27 protein-coding genes and 2 tRNA genes are annotated in these 24,882 nt (G+C 34.4%); 14 read left to right on the forward strand and 15 right to left on the reverse strand.

The features are described from left to right. Positions 1 to 49 precede the first annotated feature (49 nt). The 3 genes from C6988_RS05095 to bluB form a co-directional block, all read right to left on the reverse strand. Positions 50 to 586, reverse strand: coding sequence for an NADPH-dependent FMN reductase (locus C6988_RS05095; protein ID WP_182133986.1), 537 nt, complete (start codon positions 584 to 586; stop codon positions 50 to 52). 41 nt (positions 587 to 627) lie between these two features. Further along, positions 628 to 720 (reverse strand) — tRNA-Arg (locus C6988_RS05100). A 24-nt stretch (positions 721 to 744) separates the two neighbouring features. Further along, on the reverse strand, positions 745 to 1,455 hold the full coding sequence (gene bluB / locus C6988_RS05105; RefSeq protein ID WP_182133987.1) for a 5,6-dimethylbenzimidazole synthase: 711 nt from the start codon (positions 1,453 to 1,455) through the stop codon (positions 745 to 747). A 68-nt stretch (positions 1,456 to 1,523) separates the two neighbouring features. Between bluB and C6988_RS05110 the strand changes: the two genes are divergently transcribed. After that, positions 1,524 to 1,597 (forward strand) — tRNA-Val (locus tag C6988_RS05110). 13 nt (positions 1,598 to 1,610) lie between these two features. On the opposite strand, the gene C6988_RS05115 is transcribed toward C6988_RS05110, so the two are convergent. Further along, positions 1,611 to 2,102, reverse strand: coding sequence for a hypothetical protein (locus tag C6988_RS05115; protein WP_342752365.1), 492 nt, complete (start codon positions 2,100 to 2,102; stop codon positions 1,611 to 1,613). Between the two features lie 80 nt (positions 2,103 to 2,182). Between C6988_RS05115 and C6988_RS05120 the strand changes: the two genes are divergently transcribed. Then, on the forward strand, positions 2,183 to 2,683 hold the full coding sequence (locus tag C6988_RS05120; protein ID WP_182133988.1) for a DUF4149 domain-containing protein: 501 nt from the start codon (positions 2,183 to 2,185) through the stop codon (positions 2,681 to 2,683). Here C6988_RS05120 and rtcA read toward each other — a convergent pair. Then, complete coding sequence (rtcA, locus tag C6988_RS05125; RefSeq protein WP_182133989.1) at positions 2,666 to 3,691, reverse strand: RNA 3'-terminal phosphate cyclase; 1,026 nt, start codon at positions 3,689 to 3,691, stop codon at positions 2,666 to 2,668. The two genes, C6988_RS05120 and rtcA, sit on opposite strands and share 18 nt — an antisense overlap. Positions 3,692 to 3,748: 57 nt before the next feature. Between rtcA and C6988_RS05130 the strand changes: the two genes are divergently transcribed. From C6988_RS05130 to C6988_RS05140, 3 genes are read left to right on the forward strand one after another with little or no spacing between them, the layout of a single operon-like run. Then, positions 3,749 to 4,243, forward strand: coding sequence for a nicotinamide-nucleotide adenylyltransferase (locus C6988_RS05130; protein WP_182133990.1), 495 nt, complete (start codon positions 3,749 to 3,751; stop codon positions 4,241 to 4,243). Between the two features lie 40 nt (positions 4,244 to 4,283). Continuing rightward, a complete protein-coding gene (locus C6988_RS05135; protein ID WP_220463410.1) occupies positions 4,284 to 5,429 on the forward strand; it encodes a pyridoxal-phosphate-dependent aminotransferase family protein in 1,146 nt (381 codons plus the stop codon). A 44-nt stretch (positions 5,430 to 5,473) separates the two neighbouring features. Continuing rightward, entirely contained in the window at positions 5,474 to 6,229 is a 756-nt protein-coding gene (locus C6988_RS05140) for a peptidylprolyl isomerase (protein ID WP_182133991.1), read from the forward strand. On the opposite strand, the gene C6988_RS05145 is transcribed toward C6988_RS05140, so the two are convergent. Continuing rightward, a complete protein-coding gene (locus C6988_RS05145) occupies positions 6,226 to 7,290 on the reverse strand; it encodes an NAD(P)-dependent glycerol-1-phosphate dehydrogenase (RefSeq protein ID WP_182133992.1) in 1,065 nt (354 codons plus the stop codon). The two genes, C6988_RS05140 and C6988_RS05145, sit on opposite strands and share 4 nt — an antisense overlap. A 65-nt stretch (positions 7,291 to 7,355) precedes the next feature. On the opposite strand from C6988_RS05145, the gene psmB reads away from it, so the two are divergent. Both psmB and C6988_RS05155 read left to right on the forward strand, forming a co-directional pair. Beyond that, positions 7,356 to 7,997 (forward strand): archaeal proteasome endopeptidase complex subunit beta, encoded by a 642-nt coding sequence (psmB, locus tag C6988_RS05150; protein ID WP_255464257.1) that lies wholly within the window; start codon positions 7,356 to 7,358, stop codon positions 7,995 to 7,997. Positions 7,998 to 8,004: 7 nt separating this feature from the next. After that, positions 8,005 to 9,942 carry a beta-CASP ribonuclease aCPSF1 gene (locus C6988_RS05155; protein ID WP_182133994.1) on the forward strand — a complete coding sequence of 646 codons (1,938 nt, stop codon included), beginning with the start codon at positions 8,005 to 8,007 and terminating at the stop codon, positions 9,940 to 9,942. On the opposite strand, the gene sepF is transcribed toward C6988_RS05155, so the two are convergent. Next, entirely contained in the window at positions 9,934 to 10,212 is a 279-nt protein-coding gene (gene sepF, locus C6988_RS05160) for a cell division protein SepF (RefSeq protein ID WP_182133995.1), read from the reverse strand. The two genes, C6988_RS05155 and sepF, sit on opposite strands and share 9 nt — an antisense overlap. 73 nt (positions 10,213 to 10,285) lie before the next feature. Continuing rightward, positions 10,286 to 11,296: a tRNA (5-methylaminomethyl-2-thiouridylate)-methyltransferase gene (locus tag C6988_RS05165; protein WP_182133996.1), complete on the reverse strand. Its 1,011-nt coding sequence runs from the start codon at positions 11,294 to 11,296 to the stop codon at positions 10,286 to 10,288. Between the two features lie 72 nt (positions 11,297 to 11,368). Between C6988_RS05165 and C6988_RS05170 the strand changes: the two genes are divergently transcribed. Next, on the forward strand, positions 11,369 to 12,433 hold the full coding sequence (locus tag C6988_RS05170; RefSeq protein ID WP_182133997.1) for a M24 family metallopeptidase: 1,065 nt from the start codon (positions 11,369 to 11,371) through the stop codon (positions 12,431 to 12,433). Between the two features lie 5 nt (positions 12,434 to 12,438). Here the strand turns inward: C6988_RS05170 and C6988_RS05175 are convergent, their stop codons facing one another. Genes C6988_RS05175 through C6988_RS05195 form a run of 5 tightly spaced genes read right to left on the reverse strand, consistent with a single transcriptional unit; the run spans position 12,439 to position 17,069 of the window. After that, complete coding sequence (locus tag C6988_RS05175; RefSeq protein WP_255464258.1) at positions 12,439 to 13,299, reverse strand: class I SAM-dependent methyltransferase; 861 nt, start codon at positions 13,297 to 13,299, stop codon at positions 12,439 to 12,441. A 31-nt stretch (positions 13,300 to 13,330) separates the two neighbouring features. Further along, positions 13,331 to 14,575: a bifunctional phosphopantothenoylcysteine decarboxylase/phosphopantothenate--cysteine ligase CoaBC gene (gene coaBC / locus C6988_RS05180; protein ID WP_182133998.1), complete on the reverse strand. Its 1,245-nt coding sequence runs from the start codon at positions 14,573 to 14,575 to the stop codon at positions 13,331 to 13,333. Continuing rightward, positions 14,565 to 15,404, reverse strand: coding sequence for a 3-methyl-2-oxobutanoate hydroxymethyltransferase (panB, locus tag C6988_RS05185; RefSeq protein WP_182133999.1), 840 nt, complete (start codon positions 15,402 to 15,404; stop codon positions 14,565 to 14,567). Before panB ends, coaBC begins: the two co-directional genes overlap by 11 nt. Continuing rightward, a complete protein-coding gene (locus C6988_RS05190; RefSeq protein ID WP_182134000.1) occupies positions 15,397 to 16,161 on the reverse strand; it encodes a phosphopantothenate/pantothenate synthetase in 765 nt (254 codons plus the stop codon). The genes panB and C6988_RS05190 overlap by 8 nt, the downstream gene beginning before the upstream one ends. 14 nt (positions 16,162 to 16,175) lie before the next feature. Continuing rightward, positions 16,176 to 17,069 (reverse strand): pantoate kinase, encoded by an 894-nt coding sequence (locus C6988_RS05195; RefSeq protein ID WP_182134001.1) that lies wholly within the window; start codon positions 17,067 to 17,069, stop codon positions 16,176 to 16,178. 64 nt (positions 17,070 to 17,133) lie between these two features. Between C6988_RS05195 and C6988_RS05200 the strand changes: the two genes are divergently transcribed. Next, entirely contained in the window at positions 17,134 to 18,117 is a 984-nt protein-coding gene (locus C6988_RS05200; RefSeq protein ID WP_182134002.1) for a phosphate signaling complex PhoU family protein, read from the forward strand. Here the strand turns inward: C6988_RS05200 and C6988_RS05205 are convergent. Beyond that, positions 18,106 to 18,621 carry an NUDIX hydrolase gene (locus tag C6988_RS05205; protein WP_182134003.1) on the reverse strand — a complete coding sequence of 172 codons (516 nt, stop codon included), beginning with the start codon at positions 18,619 to 18,621 and terminating at the stop codon, positions 18,106 to 18,108. The genes C6988_RS05200 and C6988_RS05205 overlap by 12 nt on opposite strands. A 27-nt stretch (positions 18,622 to 18,648) precedes the next feature. Further along, positions 18,649 to 19,572 (reverse strand): Lrp/AsnC family transcriptional regulator, encoded by a 924-nt coding sequence (locus tag C6988_RS05210; RefSeq protein WP_182134004.1) that lies wholly within the window; start codon positions 19,570 to 19,572, stop codon positions 18,649 to 18,651. A 186-nt stretch (positions 19,573 to 19,758) separates the two neighbouring features. Here C6988_RS05210 and C6988_RS05215 point away from each other — a divergent pair, with 186 nt between their 5' ends. The 5 genes from C6988_RS05215 to C6988_RS05235 are packed head-to-tail and all read left to right on the forward strand — an operon-like array spanning position 19,759 to position 24,882. Beyond that, positions 19,759 to 20,916, forward strand: coding sequence for an ABC transporter permease (locus C6988_RS05215; RefSeq protein WP_182134088.1), 1,158 nt, complete (start codon positions 19,759 to 19,761; stop codon positions 20,914 to 20,916). 22 nt (positions 20,917 to 20,938) lie between these two features. Beyond that, positions 20,939 to 21,613 carry an ABC transporter ATP-binding protein gene (locus tag C6988_RS05220; protein ID WP_182134005.1) on the forward strand — a complete coding sequence of 225 codons (675 nt, stop codon included), beginning with the start codon at positions 20,939 to 20,941 and terminating at the stop codon, positions 21,611 to 21,613. Next, on the forward strand, positions 21,613 to 22,908 hold the full coding sequence (locus tag C6988_RS05225; RefSeq protein WP_182134006.1) for a COG1361 S-layer family protein: 1,296 nt from the start codon (positions 21,613 to 21,615) through the stop codon (positions 22,906 to 22,908). Before C6988_RS05220 ends, C6988_RS05225 begins: the two co-directional genes overlap by 1 nt. A gap of 32 nt (positions 22,909 to 22,940) precedes the next feature. Then, complete coding sequence (locus C6988_RS05230; RefSeq protein WP_182134007.1) at positions 22,941 to 23,330, forward strand: hypothetical protein; 390 nt, start codon at positions 22,941 to 22,943, stop codon at positions 23,328 to 23,330. Further along, the gene (locus C6988_RS05235) at positions 23,323 to 24,882 is read left to right on the forward strand and encodes an ABC1 kinase family protein (RefSeq protein WP_182134008.1); all 1,560 of its coding nucleotides are present in this window, start codon (positions 23,323 to 23,325) and stop codon (positions 24,880 to 24,882) included. The genes C6988_RS05230 and C6988_RS05235 overlap by 8 nt, the downstream gene beginning before the upstream one ends.

Consider the following 24,882-nt stretch of genomic DNA (forward strand, 5'->3'; position numbering starts at 1 on the left):
TTGCATTCACATAATTGGTTCGTATCTTCTCTAGTGTAATTATTCATCTCTAATCCTTTTTTGCAATGACTTTATTTGCCAAAGCAAGTGTTTCATCAACTAATTCTTTTAATCTTGTTTCATTGACTGAATCAATAATCTTGTTTTCACCAAACATATCTGCAGTCATATACACAGCTTTTGGATTAGTTATAACTCTAAAATAAGACATTAACTGTGTTAATACTGTCTGTACATCTGTAAAACCAATATTTCCAGATGCTAAAATTGCTAGACCCGAAACTTTTCCTGCAGTGGATCTATAATTGATAAATTCAAATAGATTTTTTAACGCTGCACTGAAAAATGAATTGTAAATTGGTGATCCAATTAACCAAACATCTGCTTCAGTAATGTCTTTTGCAGCTTGTTTTGTTGTTTCATTATATTCTACATCTGGACCTCTGTAATAATCAATTTTTCCTTCAGATAGATTGATGAATTTAACATCGTGATTTTTTGTTTTTACATAATCAAAAACAAATTTCATCATCACTTGAGTGACCGCATTCTTTCTAGGACTGCCAGAAATTACAACAATTTTCATAATGACTCTGATTTTGAATTATATTTAAATTAAAATTAAAGCGGGCTCGGAGGGCTTCGATCCCTCGACCTGTAACTTAGGAGGCTACCGCGCTATCCATGTTTCGCGTCATTAAGACTCTGCGCCACAAGCCCAGCAAAAAAAATGTACGTAATTATTTAAGCGTAATCAAGATTTGCCTTGATTAATCTCTCAATTTTGTTCCAATCAGAATTTTCTTTTCCTTCCCATTTCTCATAAAATACAACATCCTTTAGATCTAATCTCGGTAACCATCCTGCAGTCTCAAGATCTGGTTTTGAAGAGAATTCTTCTACGTAACCTAAACACAGGTAAGCCACTGGAATTACGTGTTCAGGAAGATCTAATGCTTCTTTGAGTACATTATTAGAAAGAATGCTTACCCAACCTAAACCAATACCTTCAGTTCTAGCGGCTAACCATAAATTTTGAACTGCACAACATACGCTGTATATCCCAGTTTCTGGAATACTGGAACGACCAATTACAAATGGACCAAATCTAGATGGATCATAAGTGACACAAATGTTTACAGGAGATTCTATGATCCCCTCAAGTTTTAATGAAAGATATTTTGAGCGTTTAGGATCATCAATTAACTGAGAAGTTCTTTCTCTTTCCTCATCAAATGATTCTTTAACCATTTTTTTAGTCTGATCGTCTTTAATCAAAATAAAATTCCAAGGTTGTGAAAATCCTACCGATGGCGCATGATGAGCAGCATTCAAAATTCTTGTTAGAATTTCTTCATCAATAGCTTTTGAAGTAAATCTGGAACGAACATCTCTTCTTGAAAAGATCGCCTTGTAAAGACCATCTTTTTCTTCATTGGAAAATTCATCGTTCATCTATTAGGATACTGATTCTTCCTTTTGTTAAACGTTAATAATGTCTGCAGGGAGCTTTCTAGTTTAGTGGGCCGGTAGTCTAGCTGGTTAGGATACCGCCTCGACACGGCGGTGATCGTGAGTTCGAATCTCTCTCGGCCCATTTTTTAAAATTTTTAGTTTGACTTGAACTCTTTCTCGATAAGGCTCCAAGCCGATTCTACAACAACCATTCCGTTTACGCTAAAATCTAATTCTTCACCATTAACTATGGCATTGTATTGCTGTGCATTTTGTTCAGTTAATGTAAGGTAAAACATATTCTTTAACGGAATCTCGGCACCAGGATAGAACGCTGCTCGTCCAGGCATTGCAACATCTTCTGTTGAATACTGTCCAGACCCAATTAGAACCCCATCTGCATATAGATCGTAACTGATACTTGGAATGGTAAACGTCTTTTCACTTGGATTCTTTACAAGAAACATAACCTCTAATGTTGCCCGATTATCAATATTATTTACATCAATCACTTGTACATCAAACAAATCGATTTCTATTTTGTCCAATTCTGGATTATCAAGACTTGCATAAAACACAAAACCGCCCATCATTGCAAGCAATCCAGCAATGGCTGCATAGACAGTCATCTTACTTTGTAGTCCCAAGTTATTGTATCAAATTTTGGACAACTAAAAAACGTTATCAAAAACCAAATACCTAAAATGTATTTGATGGTATGTACGATATGCCTCTTGAACAAACAATTATCACTTGGATACACCTTGTATCTGCTGCAATCTGGGTAGGAGGCTCTCTTTTCATCGGTGTTGTGTTAGCACCAGTGTTAAAAAAATCATCAATGTCACTTGAAGAGAGACTACAAATGATGATTACTGTTGGAAGGAGATTTAATCGAATTGCAATTCCATCATTAATTTTACTAATTGCAACTGGAATATACTCGTCCCATAATTTTCTTACAGCCAATTCTTATCAATTATTATTTTCTACCAGTTATGGAAATTTCTTATTAATCAAAATTTTTTTGGTAATTCTGCTTTTAGTGACATTTGCAATACATGTTAGAATTATTCGAAAAGACGTAGAAGAAAAAATCTTATCAAAAAAACTATCTCCGCAACAAATTCAAACATTAAGAAAAAAAATCATCATTTTAGGTGAGGTAACAGTAGTAATCTCGGTTGCAATTTTATTTTTTGCAGCACTGTTAGATTCTGGAGCCTGAAGCCCCCTCAACTCTTATCTCAAATCCACCATCAATTCTCCCAATTCCATACTTACAACCTGTAATCTTTGATGTAACATACAGATTTGTCTCCAAATGTTTTGTGATAGAATTTACCCTAAATACTGAAATGCCATCTACCAACGCTGCAGGGATAACTATCATATCTGCAAGGTGAGAATCTATTCCTAGATTGCATTCAATAAAACTCTTAGAAATATCTGAAAATTTGAAATTTTTTACATTGAGTAATCCATCTATTCCAATTATCGATTTTGCATCCTTACTAGAGATCAAAATGCTTGCCCCCTTGTCAAACGCATCTTCATTTCTTATCTTTAATTGAGTAACAAAATTTGCTTTTTCCAAATTTTTAGAAATTTTTTTTACTTCTGTTTCAATAATGTTGCTAGGAATTTTTGAATAAGTACAATGAATGTCTGCTTCTCTAGTTTCTCTTTTAGTAAATGATATGGTGCTTAATTTTTTTGTAGGTAAAACATTTAGATTTACAATTCCATTTCCTTTAGGATAATACCCTCTCCGTTCTACATCCAAAGAAAAAGATATCCCAAATCTACTATAAGCTTCTTGCAAAACAATTTTTGTGTAGTCTATTGTTGGACTCCAAGATACGTCAGTTCCTCCTATAATCTTTAATTCAAGATTTTTTCTTGATAAAGAAACTACAGGTATCAGTACTTGTGAAATTAATGATATACTTCCAGCAGTACCAACATTTTCTATAATTTTCTGATCCTGAATTAGACCCGGTACAAATTTTATACAAGTCGAACCAATTTCTAATCCATGAACTTCTGCATTACAAATTTTTGCTAATATTCTAATTGAAGTCAAATGTTGTGCGCTCAATCCTGGAGTTTTTCGCTTTGCTCTAATGTTGTTAATCTGAATTGGTTTCTGCGTTATACATGATAACGATATTGCACTACGAAGTATCTGTCCTCCACCTTCACCATACGAACCATCTATCTCAAAAAAATCCATACTTTACAATATTATCCATAATGATAGTTTTTTAAACAATTCACCTCAAATGCAATCGTGAATGGATTACTAATTGGAAGATTCCAACCATTTCATTTGGGTCATCTTGAAGCAATAAATTTTGCATTATCAAAAGTTGATAAATTATGGTTAGGTATTGGAAGCTCTAACAAACCCATTGGAAAAGAAAACCCCTTTCTTGCTGATGAGAGACGAAAGATGATTCAACAATCTATTGATGAAAAAAATTTCTCAAAAATTCAGATCTTTGACATTCCTGATTTTGATAATCATCAAAAATGGATGGAAAATATTGAAAAAACTGTTCCTCACTTTGACATTGTATTTTCTAATGACGAAATGACAAGAAAGATGTACCATAGGCATGGAATCTTGACTTCAGAAATCCCATTTATTAAGAGAGAAAAGTTCAGCGGTACAAAAATTAGGGAAAAAATTAGAACCAATCAAAACTGGAAAGAACTAGTTCCATCTGGAACACAAAAAATCCTTGATGAAATAAAGGTAAAAGATCGACTGTCTAGTCTTTAATTATAAATAATCCCCGCAAAGATTGCTTACAGGGAATTATTTGGAATATCTTGTAATGTTACCTGGACCAACAAACGTGCCAGAAAGAGTGACACGTGCTATGTATACTTACATGATTAACCATCGAAGTGATGATTTTGTTAAACTGTATGAGCCATGTGTTGAAAAAACAAAGAAAGTTTTTGAGACAAATGGTGAGGCAGTTTGTTTATCTGCCTCTGGAACTGGTGCAGTAGAAGCAAGTGTTGTTAATTTAATCAAAAAGGGTGATAAGGTAATCATTCCTGTAAATGGTGAATTCAGTGGTAGATTATCTCAAATGTTATCATGGGCAGGAGCTGAAGTTATCAAGCTTGAGTCTCCACCTGGTGAGAATGCAAGTTTTGATAAAGTAAAAGAGGCATTTGATAATAATAAAGACGTAAAGGCATTCTATTGTGTTTGGAACGAAACATCTACTGGCACAATGCTAAATTATCTCGATAAAGTAAAAGATCTTACTGCAAGAAACGATTCGTATTATGTGGTTGATGGAGTATCAATTGTAGGCGGAGAAGAATTCCACATGGATAAGTGGGGTGTAGATATAGCAATGACTGGAGCACAAAAAGCATTTGCAGCTCCTCCAGGAATTTCTCCAATCTGTGTTAATGAAAGAACCAAAAAATACATGAATGCTAATCCGCCAAATACAATGTACTTCAATTTACCTAGGTATTTCAAATATTATGAAGAAGCAAAACATACTCCATTTACTCCAGCTTTACCTTTACTTTATGCATACAATGAAGCAATGGACATAATTTTAGAAGAAGGAATGGATGCCAGAGTTAAACGTCATAGAACTTGCTCACAAGCATTGTATTCTGGTCTTAATGCAATTGGTTTAACTCCATTTGCAAAAGAAGATGCTCGTTCTACTGTTGTGATTGCATTAAATTATCTTGATGGATTAGAAGACAAAACATTCAGAAACACATTAGCAAACAAATTCAGAGTTTTAGTCGCTGGCGGATTTGGAAATCTAAAAGGCAAAGTTTTCAGAGTTGGATGCATGGGAGAAGTAAATCGCTATCATGTAATGAGAACTATCTCATCAATATCTTCTGCATTAGCAATGATGGGATATGAGACTGATACTCAAGCAGGACTCAAAGCTGCTGAAGAAAAACTAAAGTCACTCTAAAATTTCATGTTAACTTAATATAAGGAAATTCGAGATCGATCTCATTGACTTTCAGTAAGGGTTCACTAATCTTAGTTGATTATTCAGCTAAAGTGAAAGATTCTCAGGATGTTTTTGAGACAACAATTGAAGAAGAAGCTAAGAAGCATTCAATTCATGAGCCAAATGTAAAATATCAACCAAAATTAGTTTCTGTTGGAGAGTCATGGGTTCTAAAAGGATTAGATGAAGCACTTGCAAATACAAAAGTTGGAGATAAATTAACTGTAGAAGTTTCACCTGAAAAAGGATTTGGTGCAAGAGATTCTGGAAAAGTTAGAATGATTCCATTAAGAAAATTAGGTGAAGATGCAGACAAGGTATCAGTTGGAGATTCAATTGAAATTGATGATAAACGAGGAATCATTAGATTCATTGGTTCCGGAAGAGTTCAAGTTGATTTCAATCACAGATATGCTGGAAAAACAATCCTTTATGATGTTAATGTGGTAAAGTCATTAGATACTGATGAAGATAAAATTTCAGGTATACTAAAACGACATATGCCAGTTGAAGATTCAAAACTTTCCTTTAAGAAAAATGCAAACGTGCTAGATATAACAATTCCAGAAGAAATTTTCCGAGCCGATGGACTACAAATCATGAAACATTTCATCCAAGTGGATTTGTTCAAATTCATACCTAATCTTGAGAAAATTAACTATATTGAAACACACGTAAACAAACAATCTAAAAAACAAGATAAAAATGAATCAGACACAGAAAAACAGGAAAAACCTGTTAGTCCAAAAACAAATTAAATTACGTTAGTACTTTTTGCTAGCGAGATTGCCTTCTTTTTAGTCATTGATTTCTCTTTTAGAATTGTATACCGCTCAGGTCTTAGATCTTGTGCTATGACTATTGCTTCTGCAAGAACATCCTCATCTAATCCTATTTGCTTTGCTGTTGTAGGCGCTCCGACATTCTTTAGAGTCTGTGCAATGTTTTTCCAATCCTGTCCTTGCAGTTTTGCCATCATTATTGAACCAATCCCACATTTTTCTCCATGTAGCCCTACTCCTGGTGCTAGTTTGTCTAATGCATGAGAAAACAAATGCTCAGCTCCTGAACATGGCCTACTACTCCCTGCAATACATGATGCAACTCCTGCACTGATCAAGGCTTCAACGATTACCCTTACATCAACACCATTTTTTGCAAATGTTGAGGAATTCTCCATTACGATATTTGCACTCATTAATGCCAAGTCGGCTGCATATCTTCCGTAATATTCTCCTGTTTTATCACGTCCAAGCTTCCAGTCTTTTACAGCAATGATATTTGCAATAAGATCTCCACATCCGCTAGCCAAAAGTCGTTTAGGAGCGCTTTTGATAATTTCAATGTCTACAAATACCCCTAAAGGAGCTGTTGCCACAATTGAATGGGGCTTGTCTCCTTTTATTGAGACAAATGGACTTGCAATGCCATCATGTGACGCAGCAGTAGGAACGCTCACAAATGGCTTTTTGAGATCAAAACCCACCATCTTAGCTGCATCAACAGCTCTACCTCCACCAATTCCAACAATTAGACTGCTTTTATCTTGCTTAACCTCCTTTTGTAGGATTTTTAGATTTGAAATCTCATTACTATTTGCAACATGCCATGCATAACGAATCTTTGCAGATTCCAATGATCGCTCAATTTTTTTTTGTACTACTTTTCTGACATTTGAGCCTGAAATCAGAGAAACCTTCCTTGGCTTATCTAGTCCCTTAAAGAAATTACCAATTTCATTGATGTTTCCTTCGCCTACAACAATCTGTCTAGGCAGTTCCATAGTATGGGAAGGCATGGAATCTTGATTTTTTGTCATTATTTATCATTTGAGGAACAAAAAGTTATTTAAAAGGGTGAGATGCCTTTTAGAGTATCTCTTAGGTGTATTTTTTGTCAAACAACGTTGAAGAAAAAATTCTGCATGGAACGACCACAGTAGGTATACAAGCAAAAGATGGTGTAGTTCTTTGTGCCGATATGAGGGCTAGTGCTGGATATTTCATAGCCAACAATAATACTATGAAGATTCAAAAACTCGACGATCATGCAGGACTCACACTAGCCGGTGGAGTTGCAGATGCTCAAAATATTACCGACATACTCCGATATCATGCCAGCTTACATAGAATTCAAAAACAAGAACCTATTCCAATAAAATCCCTTACTAGATTAACCTCTTTAATTTTCCACCAAAACCGTGGATATCCTTTCATTGCTGATATCTTAGTTGGTGGTTATGATAATAATGGACCAGCTTTGTTTAACATAGATATGTTTGGCTCCACTGAAAAGAAATTGTATGTTACAACTGGTAGTGGCTCACCAGTTGCATATGGTTTGTTAGAAGAAGAATACCGTGAAGATCTTACAGTGGAAGAAGCAAAGGTAATAGCTCTACGAGCAGTAAAAGCAGCTATTACAAGAAACATCGGAACAGGCGATGGAATCAACGTTGCCATCATCGATAAAGATGGATTCCGACTTTTAACAAAAGAACAGAAGAAAGCCATCATCACACTTTAGTGATTTAATGCAAAGAAAACAACAACAAAAGGAAGTACTATCAGGCCCAAATATCATGGCTACCATACTGCAAAGTATTCCTAAAGATGCAAATGTTACAAAAATAGAATATGAAGGTCCACGTATTGCATTGTATACAAACACTCCTAGATATTTGATGGAAAATAACGAAATTATCTCAAATCTTGTTAATGTAATCAAAAAAAGAATTGTAGTTAGAACAGATGAATCTATTCGTAAATCAGAAGAAGATGCAAGAAAGATCCTAAATCAAATTGTTCCCAAAGATGCAAAGCTGGAAAATACTTTTTTTGATACAGCCACAGGTGAAGTCTCATTAGAAGCAAAAAGACCTTGGCTTTTACAAAGAAACGCTCAAGAATTCAACCACGCTGAAGTTACAGAACAAATTGGATGGAAATTAAGAATTCGTAAAGCTACAACTACGCCTTCAAGCACTATTCAAACGATAAATTACAATCTTAAAATCTCATCAGCAGAACGTGGAAAACAACTGAGACAGATTGGAGATGAAATCTTTAGACCAAGACTTGCCCAAAAATCTGAAGTCTCATTACTTACACTTGGAGGATTTGGCCAGGTTGGTCGTTCCTGCATGCTACTATCAACAACAGAAAGTAAAATTCTCATAGATTGTGGAATTAATCCTGGGGCTGCTACTCCTGCAGAATCTTTCCCAAGACTTGATTGGGCAAATATTACACTTGACGAACTTGATGCAATAGTTATAGGCCATGCACATCTAGATCATACTGGATTTTTACCTGCACTTTGTAAATATGGTTACAAAGGACCCATCTATTGTACAGAACCCACCCTACCGATGATGAATTTAATCCAACTAGACGCAATTAAGGTAGCTGCTGCTCAAGGAAGAACTCCAATGTATGGTGAAAGAGATGTCAAACAAATCATGAGACAAGCAATCACCATTCCATATGGAACAGTCACTGATATCTCCCCTGACATTAAACTCGTTTTAGCAAATGCAGGGCATATTCTAGGTTCTGCATTATGTCACTTTCATATTGGAAATGGGGATCATAACTTTGTTTATTCTGGAGATATTAAATTTGCAAAAAGTATTCTCTTTGAAGCTGCTAATTGGAATTTTCCTAGAGTAGAAACCCTTTTGGTTGAAAGCACTTATGGAGCCAAAGAAGACATTCAACCTTCAAGACAAGAAGTAGAATCAGCATTCATCAATGCAGTTAACAACACACTTGCTGATGGTGGTAAAGTACTCATTCCAATTCCGGCAGTTGGTAGAGCACAAGAAATTATGATGGTAATTGATCATTATATGAAATCAGGAGAGATGGTTGAAGCACCAGTATTTACCGAAGGAATGATCTCTGAAGCTTCTGCAATTCATGAAGCGTATCCTGAATATCTTGCACGTGAACTTAAACAAAAGATTCTAGAGACAGATGATAATCCATTTGATTCTGAATACTTTACCAATGTAGAACATGCTGATGCTAGAGAAGAACCAATGCGTGAAGACTCACCATGCATAATTTTAGCAACATCTGGAATGCTAGAGGGAGGACCTGTCTTGGAGTACTTCAAGAATATCGCACCTGACAAAAAGAACAAGATACTTTTTGTTTCATATCAAGTAAATGGAACTCTTGGTAGACGTGTTTTGGATGGTGCAAGACAGGTTTCATTACTGGGAAAAGAAGGAAAAGTTGAAGTTGTTAACATAAACTGTGGAATGGAAAAATTAGATGGATTTAGTGGGCATAGTGATTATAACCAACTAATGTCATTTGTACAAAAAATGAGACCAAAACTTAGAAGGGTTTTGGTTAATCATGGTGAGAGAAGAAAATCTGAAAACCTTGCAATGTCAATTCGTAGAATGTTTAGAGTTCCTGCTCATTATCCACAAATTCAAGAAGCAATAAAATTATTTTAGATCGTATTCAGGTTTCCAGATCTTTACATTAGTTGGAGCAACAATTATTCGCTCTTCACCTAATCTTGCAATATCTGAACCAGAATTCTTGGCAATTGAATACAACTCTTCGACCACTTTACGTAGCTGTTCAACATCTTTCTGTGCTAGTGGCGTAACACGTAGAATCAAAATCATATTTTTTTTAATGTCCTCTTTTATGGAATGAACATCACTAGGATCTCTAATTGTAATGGCCTTTAGATATGTTGGACTCTCTTGTTTTTGCATCTAGCTGAAAAGAGCGATCTACTCCTTCAAAAACTCTTCTTTGTGGGGATAAATTACAGACATTATTTCATGCCTAGATTCTATACTTGATGTATGTCTCTTCTTTTGCAGATTCTGCAGTAATCTCAGACTCTAGTGTGTTCTGACGAATTTTTACAGTATGAATTTCACAATCTGATGCATCAGCATATCGAAGAGTTACAGAAGCTGCTAGTTGCTTAAACTCTGAACATGTATCTCCTCGTAACAGTGATGTGGGACCAACATGATCTTTTGCTTCAAGTACGATATCTTTTGGAAGTGCTAATGCATTTATCATGTTATTTTCATCGTGATTTCTACCAACAATTAATTTTGTTTTTTTATCTAATCTGAAATGTCTTCCAATCTTTAACAGATCAATATCATTAGTTGTTGGTGTTTCAACATGATTGAAAAGATCTTTTGCACGTAAGCCAAATGCAGGATCTGTTAACAAGCAACCTCCACCAGCATTTGGAGGATTTTCAATTCCAAATTCTTTTGCCATATCTAATTGAGCTCTTCTTGTTCTTCCTCTAATCATACCCAAGTTCTCTCTTTTGATTAAACCACTCTTCTCTGCATCGGTAGGAGGTAGTAATCTTGCTGATAACGGACGTAAAATTTTTCCTTCAAGTCCAGATTCTTTTTCAATTGTTTTTAATGCAGGTCGATGCTGACTCATGGGTCTTTGACCAACAACTTCTCCAGAAATAATAAACTCTGCACCAATCTCTTCCATGTGTTTTTTTGCAGCATCAAACATCATTGCTCTACAATCAATACAAGGATTCATCCCAGCACCAAAACCATGTTTTGGGTGTTTTAGCATCTCAATGTATTCATCACCCAAGTAAACTGTTTTTAAATTCACATTTAGATCATCAGCTCTTTCTCTGATCTCAAAACCACAACCTCTACCACAATCAAAATCACAAAATGGAGTTTTAATGGCAACTGCAGAAACCTCAAATCCCTCTTTTTGCATCATTTTTACAGCTAATTGACTGTCTAATCCACCTGATAACAAAGCAACAACTTTCTTTTTTGGTTCATCTGCCATTTGTTCATAAAATTATTAGCCTGTATACAAACTTTGCATCATACATAAATTATGAAAAAGAAAATTCTCAATATGAAGGATAGACGATCTAAACTTGTCAAATTTACAAAAAAAATTGATTGTGATACTCTCATTACATTCGAGCCTGAAAACTTGTTTTATCTTACAGGTTTTTGGGGTGAGGCAATTGGAATTTTAGAAAAAAATGGAAATACAACAATTATTGCTCCAGAACTAGAAGTTGGTCGAGCAAAAGATGAGTCTATTGATACAAAAGTAGTGACCTCTGAGCGTGGAACTGCATTAATTTCTGAACTTGTCAAGAAAGTAAAAGGAAAAACCCCTTGCACAGACTGCCAGAATTATTCAGTAATGCAATCACTCAAAAAATCAATTCCAAAAATCAAGCACTCTTTTGAGCCATTTGAAAATTCCAGATTAGTCAAAGATTCTACAGAAATTAAAATTCTAAAAAAAGGGTCTAGAATTATTGATGAAATGTTTGAACTATGTACAAAAAAAATTAAGGAAGGACAAAAAGAATCAGAACTGCAAGCATTACTGATGGGCTATGCAATTGAGCAAGGAATGTTTGATACTGGCTACAAATCAACTCTTAATCCGTTAATTATTGCTGGTGGACCAAATGGTGCACTGCCTCATGCGCAGGTTTCTAATAGAAAATTCACCAACGGTGATCTAATTGTAGTTGATCTTACCTTACGATACAAGGGCTATGTTTCTGATTCAACTAGGACTTTTGGATTGGGAAAAATTTCAAAACAGGCACAAGAAGTGTATGAAATTGTCAAGGAATCACAAGAACTTGGATTAAAAGCTGTAAAACCAAATGTCACATGTAAATCAATTGATGATGCATGTCGAGACTACATTAATGAAAAGAATTATGGAAAATACTTTATCCATTCCACTGGCCATGGAATTGGTCTTGATGTTCATGAGCTCCCAACGATTTCATATAGAAGTAAAACAAATCTTGCAAAAAATATGGCTATAACTGTTGAGCCAGGAATTTACATTCCAAACAAATTTGGTGTCAGAATTGAAGACTCGTTAATTGTAGATAAAAAACCAATTGTAATGCACAAGTTCACAAAAGAACTTGTAGTGTTATAAAAAAATTATTTTTTTGCAGTTAACACTATAACTTCCCAAGGAAAAACTATCTTTTGATTCTTTTTTGTGTAACGTGAAACATTTTGTTTCACAAGCTCTCTTAGTTCATCTCTTTTTTTTGCAGACAGCTTGTCAAGCTTTTCTTTGAGTGGTTTTGCTACATATTTTAGATAATTATTCCAATACTCACTAAATTTTCCTGGGCTGTACTTGAAGACAAATGTCTTGGCCTTGATATTTAAAAAACCAGAATTTTTTACCTCGACTTTTAGTGCTTTCTGAGAACCAAACCTATCCAAATTAGGTGCACCAGGTGGTACATAATCAGGAATGAATTTCATCACTGCATCTATAATGCAGCTAAAAAATGGGGTATTGTGACCATGAACAGATACTGCAAGAATTCCACCTTTTTTTAAAACGCGTTTTGCATTACACAAAGCCTTTTTGGAATTTGGAAAAAAGAATAGTGCATATTGACATGTTATGACATCAAATTGATTTTTTAGAAATACAGTTTCAGCATCTGCTTGAATAAACTCTATATTCTTTTTTGCTGAATTAAATTTTTTTGCAATACTTAGAGCTTTATTTGAAATATCAAAGCTTACTATCTTTCCGCTATTTCCAACTATAGAAGAAATTTTTTTTGTTACAACCCCTGTACCACACGCAATATCCAAAACCTGATCGCCTTTTTTGATCCCTGCTAGGGTTACTAGCTTTTGTGTACTCTGGAATGGTCCTGCATTGGTACTTGCCCAACGTTTATGATATCTTGGTGCAACCTCATTCCAAATTATTATGGTTCTTTTTTTGTACTCTTTTGGTTCAAACTTTGTCAAAGCAAATAGAATCTTCTTCACCAAGTATTATTTCTTGATTAAGATCATGAATCTATTTAGATTTGAACTCTTTTTCAATTTGTTTTCTAATGAATCTTGCAATCTTTTCTTTTTTTTGCCGTCCTGACCAAACTTTACCATTAGAGCTAACTACAAGAACTTGATTATTTTCAGAATTTCTGCTATACTCTGCACCAATATCATTTGCAATAACCATGTCTGCTCCAGTTTCTCGAATCTTCTTAATAGCTTCTTTCTCTAATGCACTCTTTGATAGGTTGGTTTCTGCCTTGAATCCCACCAGAAATGTATCTTTCTGAATTTTTTTAATTTGATTGATAATCTTTGGCGATTTTACTAATTTTATTGAGATACTTTCTTTGGTGCTCTTAATTTTTGATTTGCTTGGATTTTTTACTGTATAATCAGAGGCAGCAGCTGCCATAATTACAATATCAAACTTTTTCTTTAGCTCTCTTTGAATGGCATTTTTCAATTCAGCAGTTGTCTTTACGGGAATGTGTTTTATGCCATCAGGCACCGCTTCTCTTCCTGGTCCATACACCATAGTTACCCTTGCGCCTGCTGATTGCATCTCTTTTGCAAGTAAAACTCCGGTTTTTCCCGTACTTTGATTTGTAATTACTCTTACGGGATCGATATATTCAATGGTTGGTCCTGCTGTAATCAAAACTTTTTTCTTGTCAAGTATAGATGAATGACCAAATCGTTTTAGAACATAATCTAATACGTCTTCAGGTTCTGGGGCTTTTGCCTTACCCTCTATCATTTGTGGTGATAAAAACTCAATTTTCTTTTCTAAGAAACTGATATTTTTTTTGACTGCAGCATTCTCATACATTGATGCATGCATTGCAAGGCACATTAGAATTGGAATTTTTGAACCAAATCCAACAGTAAGTACCGTGGAAATTGGTGTGTCATCAATGCCATTTGCTAGCTTTCCCAAAGTATTTGCAGTTGCAGGAAACACTATGATTAGATCAGACTTATTATAATCAGCTAAACGAATATGCTCCAATTCACCTGTTAGTTTTGTAATTACCTCATTTCCCGTTGCCCACTTGAAATAGTCTGGCTGTACAAGTTTTGTAACTGCATTACTTGTAACACAGGTCACATCTGCACCATGTCTCATTAACAATCTTGCCAATTCAATTGCCTTGTATGCTGCAACACTTCCTGCTACACATAGAACAATTCTTTTTCCTGAAAACTCTCTTCCATAGGATTCTACTATATCTAAGGAAGGATGATTATTTTTTTTAACTCCCAATCTTCTTCCTCAATTTTTCAATTTCTACATCATCCATTTGAAAGCAGTTTTCCTTTGCGGGAAACACACCTTCTTGTATTTCTGTTTTGTATTTTTTTATGGCATCAACTATATCCTCTGATAAATTCAAATATTTTTTAACAAACTTTGGTTTAATTTTATCATACATGCCTAATAGATCCTGTATAACCAATACTTGTCCATCACAATTTTTACCGGAACCAATTCCAATTGTTGGAATGCTTACGGTATCAGAAATTATTTCTGCAACCTCCTGAGTTACCATCTCTAATGCAATACTAAACACTCCTGCTTCTTCCAGTGCCTTTGCGTCTTCAATTAATTGCATTGCAGAGTCAGCTGTTTTTCCTTGAACTTTGTATCCTCCTGATAACATTGTTGTCTGTGGCTGAAAACCAATGTGTCCCATTACTGGAATTCCTACTTGAACAATCTCGTTAATCGTTTCAGCCATCGGTATTCCTCCTTCTAATTTTACTGCATCAGCACCTGATTTGATTAGTCTTCCAGAATTTTCTATTGCATCAGTGATGCTTGCCTGATATGACATGAATGGCAAATCAGCTACAATGAGTGTATTTTCTCTCGCTCTACTTACTGCTTCTGTAAACAAACACATCTGTTCCATTGTAACCGGTATTGTATTCTCATAACCAAGCATTACCATTCCAGCACTATCACCAACAAGCAGAATGTCTATGCCAGCTCTATCGCAGAGTGATGCTAACGTAAAATCATAACTCGTAAGTACAGAAATTTTTTGCCGAGATTTCTTCATTGAAATGATATCTGCAACAGATTTATGCATTTTTTGCCCTCCTAGAAAGATTAGACTTTATCTCAATTACATTATGTGTTAAATTCTTCTTATTATCAAAATTTTTAATAATTTTTTCAAGCTCAGAACTCTTCTTCGTTGATAGTCTAGCACATTCTGTAATTAGTTCTACAATTCCCCTTACAACATTATCAATAATTGAAATATTTGCTGTTTGCGCAGTTCTTGAGAGAGGATTGAGATCAAAGGTAATGACTTGCTTTTTGGCTCTCCTTAAGGCTAAAGTTCTATCTCCATCTTCCAACGGTACTATGACTAGATCTGAAGCAAAAATACCGTTCTTATCAACAATTCTCCTTGAAGAATCTATCCCGATTAACCGTGTAGCATTCTTTTTTAAAACACCAAAAATTTCTTTTGCTCCATTTTTTTTGAGAATTTTTACAATTTTTTGCTTTCTTTTCTCATTGGCATAGAACAAATTAACTTCAATTTTTGCTTTTGATACTTTTGATAATCTTACTATCTCCTTTGGGCATAATGCTGCAACATTTCCATTTACAGAAATAACAGGATTCTTAGCTAATAGTATTGATGCTGCTGCAGCTTTAATTGCTATTTTAGCTGTCTTCAAAGTTTTTTCTCCTAGAATATAATCAAATGCCTCCCCACGACCATGAGCTAATAGTCCTTCTTTTGCTACTAGTCCGTCATCAAAACCCTTGACCAGTTTTTCTCTAATTAATAATGACTGAAAACGAGGATGACTTTTAGGAATTAGTGTCATTTTGTTCTAAATCTTTATTGTAGTCTAGCGCCAGAATTATCAATTTTTGATTTTATGATAATTCCTTCTGAATATTTTTCTAGTATTTTCATAACTTTTTCTTCCATGTTTTTTGGAATTAATGTAAAAATTGTTTCTCCAAATAATGCAACTCCACATTTAATTCCATTACTTTGTAAATCATTAATTACTAAATCCATTCTTGGAGTCATCACTTTGACATATTTTGCAAATTTTAAAGACATATCTTGAAAATCATCATAACTTTTTGATTTGATTAATTTAGAAACCATCTTTCCACCAAGACCATTAATGGTTTCTAATTTTTCATCAATGAATTTTTTTGTTGAGATTGGAGCAAAACAAATTAAAATTACATTTGAATCAGTTGTTATTTTTTCAATTGAGCCAATTCCAGGTGCACCAGGCTTTGTTCTTATCTCAAAACCTCCATGATATGATGCTAATACATCACCTAATCCAGTTTTACAATTAATTTCAGCAACATGCGCGATCTTACCTACCACTTCTTTTGGTAAGTTTGTGTTAAGTGCTTGATTAAGTGCCATTGCTAAAGATAACGCAACTGCACCACTGCATCCTAAACCATATCCAACTGGAACTGAAATCTCATGTTGTACATCTACAAAGAATTTATTATCTTCACAATTTTTCAAAAATTCTTTTATGACAAATTCTGATACTAGAATATTCTCTGATTTGTAGCCTAACACAGAAACCCTAAAATCAAAATCTTTTGCTTTTTTTACAGTTACCCTTGTAGTAACACCTTTTTCAATTGAAAAACCAGCACCTAAGGATCCTAGACTTTCTGGGTTTGTATTGCCCTCAAATTCAGCTTTAAAAAAACCAGTTACATGAGCAGGACAGAATGCCTCACCTTTCATGATCGATGTTTAAACTTTAGGAAAAATATAAGAATATGGCTTAAATAATTTAAATTAATATAAATTGACTAAATTCATTCGACGCCTGCAAAGAATTGGAAGTAGCATACTTGTATCCCTGCCAAAAGAATGGGTTGACCAGCATAATCTTGATAAAAATATGGAAGTCGAATTGGAAACAGGACAAAATACCATATCTATAACTGCAGACAAAGAATCACGTCCTTCAAAAGAAGTGACAATTTCATATCCATTACCTAAAGAAGAAAACATTGTAGCAGATATCACTGGAGCATATCTATTGGGATATGATGTAATAATTGTTCAAGGAAAATCCACAATTCCTGTAGAAGACAGAGAAAAAATAAGAAATTCAATGCGTCGATTAGTTGGCATGGAAATAGTTGAAGAAGACGCATCAACAATCAATGTTCAATTTTTACTTGATGCAACTACAATTAATCCACAAAAAATCCTCAAACGTATGCATACCATTGTATTGGCAATGTTTAGTGATGTAATGACAGCACTATCTACATATGATAAATCAAATCTTCAAACATTAGCTAACAGAGACGATGAAGTTAACAGACAATACTTCCTTTTAGTTCGATTAATACGAAGTACAATGATTGATAATAGATTAGTTGATATGTTTAATCTTGAAAAAATTGATGTACTTGATTATCGAATAGCTGCAAACCTTCTAGAAAGTGCCGGAGATACAATTGTTGAGCTTGCAAACTCAATTTACCTATCAACTCTTTCTAAAACAGATCTGAAAAAAATTCATGACATTGTAAAAGATTTTGGAAAAATGCAAGAGAAATCGATTGATGCTTTTATAAAAAATGATAGAAGTATTGCCATTGAAGCAATTTCTTTACATAAAGAAAATCAGAAAAAAATGTCTTTGCTTAGATCATCACTTGATTCAAAAAATCAACTTCCCATTGATTTCTTAGATCTTATCCATATGTTTGAACGTGTAGAACGTTCCTGGGCAGATGTTGCTGATTTAGTAAAACCGATATATTCAAAACAATAATTTTTTCTTTGCTGCATAAGTTAATACTGCACAAATAGTTTTTGAATCAATAATTTTCCCCTTCTTAATCATTGTAATTAATTTCTTCAAATCCATCTTTACAACTGAAATGAATTCATCATTATCCGGCTCTAAATCTCCAACTTTCTTAAGGTCCTTTGCTACAAAACAATGAATCACTTCTGAATTATATCCAACTGACGGATAATATGATAACAAATGAACCATCTTTTTTGCCTTGTATCCTGTCTCTTCAATTAATTCTCTGTAAGCACATTTTTCGGGTTTTTCACCTTTTTCCAAAGTTCCAGCTGGAATTTCTAAGATGTATCCATGTGGATACCTATGTTGTTTTACAAGAATTACTTTATTTTCTTCATCAAAGGCCAACATCGCAGCAGCTCCTCTATGTTCAATAATCTCTCGTCGTACTTTACGACCTTCGATTTTTAGATCATATAATGATAAGCCTAATACTTTACCTTGAAAGATCTTTTTCTTCATTATTTTTTAAAATTTAATGCAACTATTTTAGTGTGTTTGATACATCAAATGTAGTGTTGGAGATCTTTGAGCATCTTTAATGGCATTAAATATCCATTTTTGAGGAAATGTAATTCGTTTTGGAATAAAGAGGTCAGCTGAACCCACCCCTTCTACTTCCCTAACTCTTTGAGTTAGTTCATCAAGCTTGAAAATATTATCACTATGCATGAATAATACAATTTGGTTTTTTGCAATAAATGGACGCTGAAGAAAATTTTCAGCAAATTCTTTTTCTAATCGCTTTAAGGTTGTTTGTAATTCATCTGTAATCCAAGTCAATATTGCATGTGGAATATACCCTTCAAGTTTTGTTGGCTCATAAACAAGAGTAAATTGTATTGCATCATCACTTTGGAGTTTTTCAATTGAACGTGTTACTGTTTTCGTTGATAATCCGGTAGCCTTTGCAATATCTTCGATTTTTTCTCTAGGATCCTTCATTAACTCGTTAATAATTTCTAAATCAGTTTTAGTTAAATTAGAATTCATTCCAGGATTTTCTGCTTCAAATATTGTTAGTACTCTCACATCTTTCATCAAATTTTTTGCAAGCTCGATCTTTTGTTGAACGTTTTCTTTTACAACAATTCCACATACAGTGACTCCACCCACGCATGGAACTATGAGAAATGGCTCTCCTACCAGCTTGACTTGTTGTAAAATTTCATCTGAATCTCTGCCAGAAACTACAATGTAAAAAATACCATATCCTAAAACAGGTGGTTCTATTTTTAATGCAAAATACTCTATGGTACCTTTTTTCATCATTTTTTTGATTCTAGATTTTACAGCACCTCCAGAAATACCGACTGCTTTCCCAATCTGTCTGTCTGACTCTCTACAATTGTTTAGCAGTCTGCTTAAGATTTGTATATCTAAATTGTCTAATTTATCACTTTTATTTGCCACTAATTCTCCATAATATCCTAATTATTTATAAAAATGTCGTAAGTATTGTTCATTGAATTAATATTAATTCATAGTGCTAATTTTTAGTCATAAAATGTCTTAATTACTTAAAATTTACAACTAATATCTTATATAATAGACTTTTCTCCCTGATCTGTGGATTACAGAATTAATCTTGCCAAGAGGATGCTATTCAATAAAAAAGGCAGTCTAATTGGGGCCGTTTTAGCTGTAACAATTGGAATTTTAGTAATTCATGTTAATTTTGTGATTTTTCAAGGACTCTTTGATGCTATTGTAAGGGATATCAGTGATTACAGAAACGGTGATGTCTTAATCACAGATGAAGAAGATTTTATAGACAAATCTGATCTTTCCCTGGTAAATTGGTTTGAAAGAATACCATATGTTGAAGCGGCAACTCCCCGGCTGTCATCGACAGCTTCTATTAACATGACAAAATTTGGTAAACTCCATGAAGAAACCCGTGTTCCAGTAGTAGGTGTTGATCCTATGCGTGATATTCGTGCTTCTAGTGTTCATGAAACTGTTACTGAAGGGCAATTTGTTTTTTCTAGAAACTCGATTGTCCTAGGTTCTAATGTAGCAAGAGATCTTGGGGGTGCTCAAGTTGGTGATAATGTTCAAGTGTTAATTGTTGACCGATTCGGACAAGATAAGATTAAACGATTTATTGTCACTGGTATTGCAAAGTCTCCTGGTGGCCAAGGATTTGATTATAGTGTCGTGATGCATATCGATACTTTGCGTGACTTGATGAATCGACCTGGAGATACCGGTTCTATAATGGTAAAATTGAATGACAGAAGTAAAGCATTAGAAGTTAAAAATTTCTTCCTTGCTTCGTTCCCAAATGATGATTTTTTAGCTGAAACAATTGAGGAATCTGCAGAACAACAACTTGCAGGTTTTAGATCTGGTATAGCAATGATTAACATGATTGGATACTTTGGAATGATGTCTTCAGCATTTGCAATTGTTACTATCCAAATGATGCTAGTAAATGGCAAGACACGTGAAATAGGCGTAATGCGTTCTATTGGTGCCAAAAGAAAAGATATCTTGATTATTTTTATTTTTCAAGGAATGATTATTGGGGCTATAGGTGCTGGAGTTGGAACAGCAGCTGGCTTGGGTTACACATTTTATGCTAAAGAAACTAAAATGTCTTTCAATAACAGTCTTCCTTTAGAAGTTAGTTATGATTGGGGAAAAATTACCCAAACTGCATTAACTTCATTCAGTCTAGCAATAATTGCATCACTATACCCTTCGTATAGGGCAACTAAGCTTTTACCCGTGGAGGCGATGAGAACTGTCTGACAAAGTGCTTGAAATTATCAATTTGAATAAAACCTATGGTGAGGGTGACACCAAAGTGCATGCATTACAAGATGTTTCAATTTCAATTGAAAAGGGAGAATTTGTCCTAATTGTTGGTAGCTCAGGTTCAGGAAAATCTACATTACTAAACATGATAGGATTACTCGATAGTCCATCCAGTGGGAAAATTTTCATTGATGGTAAAGATACAACTACTTTAGATGATAACCAACTTTCCTCATTTAGAAATCAAAAGCTAGGATTCATCTTTCAATTCTCAAATCTGATTTCCGATCTGACAGTATATGAAAATGTGTTATTACCAAGACAAATTGGTTCAACAAACGGTTCTGCTGAAAAAGATGCAAAAGATCTCCTCATAGCTGTAGGAATGGAGGATCAAATCTACAAGAGAGCAAATAAAATATCAGGTGGACAAGCCCAGCGTGCAGCCATAGCAAGAGGAATGGTAAACAACCCGTCCATAGTTTTAGCTGATGAACCAACAGGAAATCTTGACTCTGTTACTGCAAATACAATAGTTCAGTTAATGAAGTCTATTGCAAAGAAATTAGGCCATACATTCATCATTGTTACCCATGATCGACATCAATTCGGAGAAGTTGATCGGATAATCACAATCAAAGACGGGCGAGCATTTGAAGGGGAAGAACCAACAATGGAGGCTGTTGCCTAATGAATCAACTATCATTACTTTTGCTTCCGATAATTCTTGGCTCACTTGTTTTCTCTGAGGCTTTCAGTCAAACTGGCTCAGGAGATTCCCCATTTGAAAGGAAATTTGGCGATGTAAAATATCTCGATTCATACTTTGGTACAATTGATGAAAAAATTGAAGTCAACCCCGGTGATGACAACGTACCTTTTACAGTAGTCTTTGCCAATGTTGGAACACAAGATATTACTGGAATTAGGGGTCAATTGTCATTACCATTAGGATTTTCAGCTGCATCTGGGTCAAATTCTGTAATAGCTGCTGATGCAGAAACAAATTCATTGGCAGGGCAAAACTTCCATTTGACATTTTTTGTCAATGTAGGTGAACATGTAAAAATCGGTCAATTTCCTGCAACCGTTAAAGTAGATTATTCTAGACTGCGTGAATCTGGAGAAAGAAATGCCTTCTTTGAATTTCAATCTAAAGTTACTGGAGATAGCATAATCAATATGCGTGCATTGGAACCCTTTCTTACATCATTAACTAAAAACCATGTAGTAATCGAAATTTCTAATGATGGAACAGCACCAGTTTCTGCAGTAGACATTGAATTAACAAATACACAGAGTGAAATAGCATCAACTGCACAGTCAATTACAAATATTGAAAACGTTGTAGTTCTAAATACTAATTGGGATGTTGGACAAATTAATGCCGGCGATAAAAAATATTTAGAAGCAGACATCTATGTCCCAAAAAGTCTCAAGGGTGACACACTTCGAGCACCAATGACCATTACATATTACAATGCACAGGGTGACAAGACTCAAATCTTTAGAATAGTAGATTTTTTCATTAAAGGATTAATTGATATTACCATTTATGATGTAGACGTCATAGATCTATCAGGGCAGCAAACAATCATTGGAGAAATAATCAATGAAGGAAATGAAGATGCTGTTTTTGGTTTTGTTACAATTGAACCGCTAGGCGAATCAAACATACAAAAGAAAACACAATTCATTGATGAAATAGAAATAGATTCACCAGTACCGTTCAATGTGCCGATTGAGTTTGAGGGGGAGCCAAAATTTGGGGAGCATGAAATTCGTGTTACACTTCGATACAAGGATGATACAAGAGAAGAGCACTTTCTGAATCATGATACAACAATTTTTCTAACTGCACCAGAAAAAAATGATGATAACCCAGATGTCTTACAATTAATTATTATTCCAATAATTGCAGCAATTGCTATCTTTTTTTATTTCAAACGTAAAAGAAAGCACCAATCAGAAATTAAGGCAAGCTAAGATTATATTCGATACGTGAAGCTACATGCTTCATGTACAGGGATGAAATTGAAGTCCCAAAAGAGATTAGGCAATTCATGCTAGAAAACGCTGAAGAAACTAATCTTGGACAAAAAAAGGGTGCAAACAGACAATACCGATATGGTAATTTGCATATACGGGAATACGATGATAAATTTCTAGTTCACACTGATAAAATTGATCCAAGAAAGGATCCACTAGGGCATCTGTTCTATGATGCTCCCGAAGTCATAATAGGTTTAACATGTGCAGCAATTGGAGGTTATCAAGTAGGCACAAGTATTTTCAAAAAAACAAATTCCAAAAACCTTTCAAAAATTTCTGGTTTGGGTTCATCATTACTTTTTGGATACCTTGGTTATTCTTTGACAAAAAAAATTAAGCAACTCAAGGGTGGGTAAATTATCAACTCTACGAACTATCCACGTACTCATAAAATTATTACCATCAATAATTGCACTGCGCAGTGATCGTAGAAAATGGGTAAAGCAAGAAGGTAAAGATGTTGATCTTGAAAAATATAGAAGAAACGCACGAAAAGTTCTTGATACATTTCTTACACTTGGACCCGTGTACATCAAACTAGGCCAATGGTTATCTTCTCGTGCAGATATACTTCCACAACCATACATGCAAGAACTTTCAAAATTACAAGATGATGTTCCTGCAGAATCATTTGAGAAAGTAAAACCTATAATCGAAAAAGATTTTGGTCCTCTTGAAAAAAAATTTTCCAGTATTGACCAAACGGCAATCTCAGGTGCATCATTAGGACAGGTATATCTTGCAAATATTGATAATCAAAAAGTTGTTGTCAAAGTAAAACGTCCCGGAATTGAAAAAGTTGTCGAAGAGGACCTTAAGGTATTAAAAAAAATACTGCCTTTAGCTCTCAAATTTGTTGATCCTAATCTGAGATTTTCTGCTAAAGCAATGTTATCACAGTTTATTGAAACCATTCATGAAGAGATGGATTACACAATTGAATCTGAAAATCTCAAACAAATTAAAAAAAATATGGAGAAGAACGGAAACGTCATAGTACCATCCGTTTACGATGATTATTCTTCAAAAAATGTGCTTACCATGGAGTATATTCCTGGTATCAAAATTACCAATATTGAAGGCCTCGATGAAAAAGGAATTGACAGACAGAAACTAGTCATCGATGTTCACAAAGTATTCTTTACAATGCTTTTACGCCATTCTATTTTTCATGCAGATCCACATCCAGGAAATATTTCTGTAACAAATGAAGGAAAATTGATTCTATATGATTATGGTATGGTTGGACGACTTGATAATGATACTAGAAAACGCCTTGTTCGCCTTTATCTTGCACTGGTGGAAAAAGATCCTCCAAGAACGGTAAATGCAATGAGTGAACTTGGAATGCTCATGCCAGATTATAACAGATCAGTAATTGAGCGTGCCATAGAATTATCTGTCCAGGCAATGCATGGCAAAAAACCTGACGAAATGGAAGTCAAAGGGTTAATGGAAATTGCAAATAAAACAATGAGTAGATTTCCATTTATGTTACCAAAACACTTGGCACTGTATATGAGAATGGCTTCTATTATAGAAGGAATATACAAAACTCATCAAGTAGATTTTAAATTCGTCAAGATCTTAAAAAATATTTTAGAAGATGAACACTTGATTCGTGACGCGTATATTGAAGAGTTAAAATACTCTTTTACTAGATTTGCAAAATCAATTGATGCTACAATCTCAATTGCACCAGAATTAAAAAAATTCATTGATGAAAATAGATCTATTCAACTTAATACAAAACCAAAATCTACTATACTATTACCAGGAAGCATAATTTCATCTGCAATATTTTTAGGCTCTGCAATGATCTATTCAACAAATGAAGCCTTAGCTTCTGTGGGAATGATTGGTTCATTAATAATTATGACTATCTCAATCTTGCTTAGGAAAAAATAA

It is taken from the genome of Nitrosopumilus sp. b1, assembly GCF_014078545.1.
Taxonomy (GTDB): domain Archaea; phylum Thermoproteota; class Nitrososphaeria; order Nitrososphaerales; family Nitrosopumilaceae; genus PXYB01.

What these genes read in the sequence shown, in the direction of transcription:
- C6988_RS05095 (WP_182133986.1), bottom strand. Translation starts at nt 586, where the DNA reads ATGAAAATTGTTGTAATTTCTGGCAGTCCTAGAAAGAATGCGGTCACT.
- bluB (WP_182133987.1), bottom strand. Translation starts at nt 1,455, where the DNA reads ATGAACGATGAATTTTCCAATGAAGAAAAAGATGGTCTTTACAAGGCG.
- C6988_RS05120 (WP_182133988.1), top strand. Translation starts at nt 2,183, where the DNA reads ATGCCTCTTGAACAAACAATTATCACTTGGATACACCTTGTATCTGCT.
- rtcA (WP_182133989.1), bottom strand. Translation starts at nt 3,691, where the DNA reads ATGGATTTTTTTGAGATAGATGGTTCGTATGGTGAAGGTGGAGGACAG.
- C6988_RS05145 (WP_182133992.1), bottom strand. Translation starts at nt 7,290, where the DNA reads ATGACAAAAAATCAAGATTCCATGCCTTCCCATACTATGGAACTGCCT.
- C6988_RS05155 (WP_182133994.1), top strand. Translation starts at nt 8,005, where the DNA reads ATGCAAAGAAAACAACAACAAAAGGAAGTACTATCAGGCCCAAATATC.
- sepF (WP_182133995.1), bottom strand. Translation starts at nt 10,212, where the DNA reads ATGCAAAAACAAGAGAGTCCAACATATCTAAAGGCCATTACAATTAGA.
- C6988_RS05165 (WP_182133996.1), bottom strand. Translation starts at nt 11,296, where the DNA reads ATGGCAGATGAACCAAAAAAGAAAGTTGTTGCTTTGTTATCAGGTGGA.
- C6988_RS05170 (WP_182133997.1), top strand. Translation starts at nt 11,369, where the DNA reads ATGAAGGATAGACGATCTAAACTTGTCAAATTTACAAAAAAAATTGAT.
- panB (WP_182133999.1), bottom strand. Translation starts at nt 15,404, where the DNA reads ATGCATAAATCTGTTGCAGATATCATTTCAATGAAGAAATCTCGGCAA.
- C6988_RS05190 (WP_182134000.1), bottom strand. Translation starts at nt 16,161, where the DNA reads ATGACACTAATTCCTAAAAGTCATCCTCGTTTTCAGTCATTATTAATT.
- C6988_RS05195 (WP_182134001.1), bottom strand. Translation starts at nt 17,069, where the DNA reads ATGAAAGGTGAGGCATTCTGTCCTGCTCATGTAACTGGTTTTTTTAAA.
- C6988_RS05205 (WP_182134003.1), bottom strand. Translation starts at nt 18,621, where the DNA reads ATGAAGAAAAAGATCTTTCAAGGTAAAGTATTAGGCTTATCATTATAT.
- C6988_RS05215 (WP_182134088.1), top strand. Translation starts at nt 19,759, where the DNA reads ATGCTATTCAATAAAAAAGGCAGTCTAATTGGGGCCGTTTTAGCTGTA.
- C6988_RS05225 (WP_182134006.1), top strand. Translation starts at nt 21,613, where the DNA reads ATGAATCAACTATCATTACTTTTGCTTCCGATAATTCTTGGCTCACTT.
- C6988_RS05230 (WP_182134007.1), top strand. Translation starts at nt 22,941, where the DNA reads ATGTACAGGGATGAAATTGAAGTCCCAAAAGAGATTAGGCAATTCATG.